This window comes from Isoptericola maris, assembly GCF_048065335.1.
Lineage (GTDB): Bacteria > Actinomycetota > Actinomycetes > Actinomycetales > Cellulomonadaceae > Isoptericola > Isoptericola rhizosphaerae.
On record NZ_JBLUNY010000002.1, the window covers coordinates 160,341 to 165,155 of the forward strand.

3 protein-coding genes are annotated in these 4,815 nt (G+C 71.4%); all 3 read right to left on the minus strand.

Annotated elements, in window-relative coordinates:
- Window positions 1–90: 90 nt before the first annotated feature.
- Genes ACH5HR_RS04880 through ACH5HR_RS04890 form a run of 3 tightly spaced genes read right to left on the minus strand, consistent with a single transcriptional unit; the run spans window position 91 to window position 4,740 of the window.
- Window positions 91–2,205, minus strand: coding sequence for a glycosyl hydrolase 53 family protein (locus ACH5HR_RS04880; protein ID WP_416476561.1), 2,115 nt, complete (start codon window positions 2,203–2,205; stop codon window positions 91–93).
- A 25-nt stretch (window positions 2,206–2,230) separates the two neighbouring features.
- On the minus strand, window positions 2,231–3,145 hold the full coding sequence (locus ACH5HR_RS04885; RefSeq protein WP_402373799.1) for a sugar ABC transporter permease: 915 nt from the start codon (window positions 3,143–3,145) through the stop codon (window positions 2,231–2,233).
- The gene (locus tag ACH5HR_RS04890; RefSeq protein ID WP_402373797.1) at window positions 3,145–4,740 is read right to left on the minus strand and encodes an ABC transporter permease subunit; all 1,596 of its coding nucleotides are present in this window, start codon (window positions 4,738–4,740) and stop codon (window positions 3,145–3,147) included. Before ACH5HR_RS04890 ends, ACH5HR_RS04885 begins: the two co-directional genes overlap by 1 nt.
- Window positions 4,741–4,815: the final 75 nt, after the last annotated feature.

Here is a 4,815-nt window from a genome sequence, read left to right on the forward strand (position 1 = left end):
GTCCGGCCCGGGCCCCCCCCGCGGCCGGGGGCCCCCCCCCCCCGCGGGGGCCCCGCCGTCGTCGTCCGGGGTCCACAGGACCTCGCCGGCTCAGTCCACGACCACCCACGGCGAGCTCGCCGCCGCAGCGTGCGCCGGTTGCCGCGGGGACCGGGCGGTCCCCGGCTCCTTGCCGCGGTTCGGGCGGACCGCGGCGTACGTCACGTCGCCGTGCACGACGACGTCACCCCTGCTGTACCGGACGGTGCGGTCCCAGGCAGGGTACGACGGCGCCGTCTCGCCGACGCGCTCCAGCACGAACGCGTCGATCGTGCCCCAGGCACCGGCGGCGAGCTCGAACGACGCCGTCACGGTCGCGGTACCGTCGGCGCCCACCGTCACGGTCCCCGTCGTGGCCGTGTCCCAGGCCTGCCAGCCGGCCAGCGCGAGCGGGGCCTCCGCGACGCCGTCGGCCGCGAGCCGCAGGCGCCGCACGTCGGTGCCCGCGCCGTCACCACCCTGGGTGGTCGCCGAGACGCGGTACTCCCCCGGCTCCAGGCCCGTCACGGTCTGCGAGACGGTGAACGCGTAGTCCTGCTCGGCCCAGAACTTCACCGCCCGGTCGAGGTCGGCGGCGTCGGCCGTCTCCTCCACCGCGGCGCCGGTGCCCGAGATCTCCCACGCAGCACCGCCGTCCTCGAAGCTCGGGTCGGCCAGGTGGTTGCGCACCTGGACCACCACCGAGAGCGTCACCTCGAGACCTGTCCCGGTGACCCCGGCGACGGCGTAGGTGCCGACCTCCCCGACCGCGGCGACGTCGTCGGCGTCCCACGTCACGCCCTGGGACTCCACGGAACCGTCGTTGTAGGCGACCTCGACCGTGCCGGGCAGCACGACCGGGTCTCCCGCGACGAGCCGCACCTCGGCCGGCGTCACGCCGGTGACGTCACGGGGCGCGACCGCTCCGGTCCGGACGTGGCGGAACACGTCCAGGGACTCCAGCGGCCGCCCGTCGAACCCGAACATCGCCTGGTTCTCCCACGACGAGCCGCCGTACCACTGGCCGGCGTCCTCCGGGTCGTACTCCCCGGCGTGACTGGTGGCCCAGCCCGACCCGTGCTCCTCCCAGAGCTGCTGGTTCGCCTCCCGGTCCTCCGGCGGACCGACGGGCAGCCAGGCGGGCTCCCAGTAGTACACGCCCGTGCCGGCCGCGCCGACGGCAGCGACGGCAGCGACGACGTCCCGCACCTGCGAGGCCTGCCCCTGGACGCTCGTGGGGTACTGCGGGTACGTCGTCTCGATCGTGTTGGTGTGGCCGTCGCCGTCCTCGAGCGTGTACGCCCAGGAGGTCTCGGCGACCATCACGTCCTTGCCGTACGTGGACGCGACGTCGTCCAGCACCGCCGTCAGGTTGTCGAGCGAGCCGTGCCAGTAGGGGTAGTAGGAGCTCGCGAAGACGTCGTAGTCCACGCCGTGGGTCTCGAGCTGCTCCGCGTAGCCCGCGTAACGGCCCGCCGACTCGGGGTTGGTGAAGTGCAGCGCGACACGGGCGCCCGGCAGCACCTCGCGCACGGCGGCGCTGCCGGCGGAGAACATCCGGGCGCGGTCCGCCCAGGCGGAGACGCCCGCGACGCCGTTGTTGGTCTCGTTGCCGATCTGCACGGTCTCGACGTCGACCCCGGCGTCCCGGAACTCGGTCAGCGCGGCGGTGGTGAACTCCCCCAGCGCGGCGACCTTGCCGTCCACGCCCAGGCCCTGCCACGCCTTCGGAGCCTGCTGCTTGGCCGGGTCCGCCCAGAAGTCGGAGTAGTGCAGGTCGACGAGGACGCCGAGCCCGGCGGCGGTGGCCCGCTGCCCGATCTCGACCGCGCGCGGCACGTCGGTGTTGCCACCGCCGTAGCCGTTGCCGTCCGCGTCCCAGGGGTCGTTCCAGACCCGCACCCTGACGTCGGTGACGCCCGCGCCGGCCAGCACGGCGAACAGGTCCGCGGGCTCGCCGTCGGCGTCCCGGAAGACGACGCCGCTCTCCTCGAGCGACAGCACGGAAGAGACGTCGACCCCGAGGTCGAAGTCCTCGGCCAGCCCGTCGACCTTCGGTACGGTGATGCCCGCCTCGACGGGGCCGTCCTGCGCGTCGTCCGCCACGGCGGGCACGGCCAGCATGGCCCCACCGACGACGGCGACGGCAGTGATCGCCCCCAGGTGGCGGTGCGGTCCGGGTCTCATGATGCTTCCTCTCGATCGACGGTGGTCAGCCCTTGACGGAGCCCGCGGTGAGCCCGCCCACGATGTACTTCTGCAGGAACAGGAAGAGGGCGAGGATCGGCAGGCTCGCCAGCACGGCACCGGCGGCGAAGAGGCCCCAGTTCGCGTTGAGCTGGTCGGAGACCCAGCCGTACATGCCGACGGCGAGGGTCCAGTTCTGCTCGGACGTGAGCACGACGCGCGCCAGGATGAAGTCGCCGAACGTCGCGACGAACGTCAGCAGCGCGACGACCGCCAGGATCGGGGTGACCAGGCGCAGGATGATCGTCCAGTACGTCTGGGCGTGCGTGGCGCCGTCGATCTTGGCGGCCTCGTCCAGCTCGCGCGGGATCGTGTTGAAGAACCCGTACATGAGGAACGTGTTGCTGCCGAGCGCACCGCCCAGGTACACGCAGATCAGCGCGATCTTCGAGTTCAGCCCCAGGATCGGCACGGCGTCGCCGAGCGTGACGAGCAGCAGGAAGATCGCGATGAAGGCCAGCATCTGCGGGAACATCTGCACGATCAGCAGCGACGTCAGCGACAGCCGGCGCCCCGTGAACCGGAACCGGCTGAACGCGTACGCCGCGGCCGCACCCATGAGCACGGCACCGACGACCACGCTGACCCCGATCACGAGGCTGTTGGCGGCCCACTGCCAGAACCTCGTGTCGCCGAGCGCCGCGAAGTTCTGCCCCGAGATCTCCCGGAACAGCTGCGTGCTGCCGGTCAGGGTGCCCGACGGCGCCAGCGAGGCGGAGAGCACGTAGGCCAGCGGGAACGCGGCGTAGAAGACGACCAGCGCGGCCAGCGGGTACTTCCAGCCGACCTCCAGCCACCATCGGCGGCGGCGCGCCGTCATCCGTGAGGCGTCCGGGCGGTGCGGGGACACGGTGCCCGCGGCACCCTCGGTGCGGGTCATCACAGGACCTCCTCGTGCTTGCGGGTGCGGCGGAACGCGAGCGCCGAGACCAGCCCGACGACGACGAAGACGATGATCGACAACGCGCTCGCCAGGCCGTAGTCGGCGCTGCCGCCCTGCACGCCGGAGATCTGGTAGATCATCGTGATGAGGATGTCGGTGTGGCCCAGCGGCGCCGACGTGTCCGTGAACCGTGGCCCGCCGCCCGTGAGCATGTAGATGATCACGAAGTTGTTGAAGTTGAACGCGAAGCTCGCGATGAGCAGCGGCGTCGTCGAGATCAGGAGCAGGGGGAGCTGGATCGCGCGGAACTGGCGCCACCGGCTCGCGCCGTCGATCCGGGCAGCCTCCTCGATGTCCGTCGGCAACGACTGGAGAGCGCCGGTGCAGACCAGGAAGAAGTACGGGAAGGTCAGCCACAGGTTCACGCCGAGGATCGCGAGCTTCGCGAGCGTCGGGTCGGTGAGCCACTCGATGCGCTGACCGAAGAAGAAGAGGCTGTTGACGATCCCGTAGTCGGGGTTCGAGTTGAGCATGCCGCGCCACAGCAGGGCGGACAAGAACGCCGGGAAGGCGTACGGGAGGATGAACAGCGTCCGCATCACCGTCCGGCCGCGGATCCGCCGGTCGTTGAACAGCAGCGCGATAGCCAGCCCGAGCAGGAAGCTCGTCGCCACCGTCAGGAACGCGAAGGCGAACGTCCACGCGGTGATCTTCCAGAACGGCCCCGAGTAGTTGGTGTCGGTGAACGCCTTCGTGAAGTTCTCGAACCCGACGCCGACGCGCCACCCCACCGGGAGCGAGCTGCCGTCCTCCGCGACGAACTCGCCGTCGTCGCTCGCCGCGTACACGGTCCCCGTGACGGCGTCCGTCATGGTCTGCGCCTCCGGGTCCCAGTCCAGGGACGAGGCGTACACCGTGGCCCGGGTGCCCTCGCGGGTGCGGTACGAGCCGTCGTCGGCGTCCTCGGAGACGGGTACCCGCAGCTCGAGGACGTCCTCCTGCAGCGCGGGGTCGGCCAGCAGCGCCGGCAGGCCGACGACGTCGTGGCCCGGCACGGAGGTGACGCGGTCGCCCTCGACCGTGGCGCCGTCGGCGGGCGTCAGCGGGTCCTCGGCGGTGCCGACCAGCACCTGGCCGGTCTCGGAGACGACGGCGAAACCGGGCCCGTCCTCCCCCTCGACGATCGTCAGCGGGTACGTCGGTGCCCCCTCGACGGGTCGCTCGTTCTGGATGAGCAGGGCGTCGACCGCCTGCTCCTGGGTACTGTTGTGGCCGGTCCCGTAGTTGGTTGTGGCGACGTACACGGTGTAGGCCATGGTGAAGACCTGGAAGACCAGGAGGAACACCAGGCCCGGCAGGATGTACTTCCCGGCCAGGCGCCGTCGCGAGAAGTACACGACGTCGGCGACGGCGACCAGTGCCAGCGAGCCGATCAGCACGCCCCACTGCTCGACGTCCCACGCGGACCAGGCGATGTACAGCCCGACGGCGTTGACGGCCGCCATGAGCACGAGCTTCACGGCGAAGCCCCAGCCGGTGCCCTCCCAGGCCCGGGCGTGCGACTCCCGCACCACGGCGTTGTCGATCGACATCAGTCCTCCGGTCGAGCTGGTAGGGCCGTACAGGATGTCGAGCCCGGGAAGACCGGTGGTCCCGGGCTCGACATC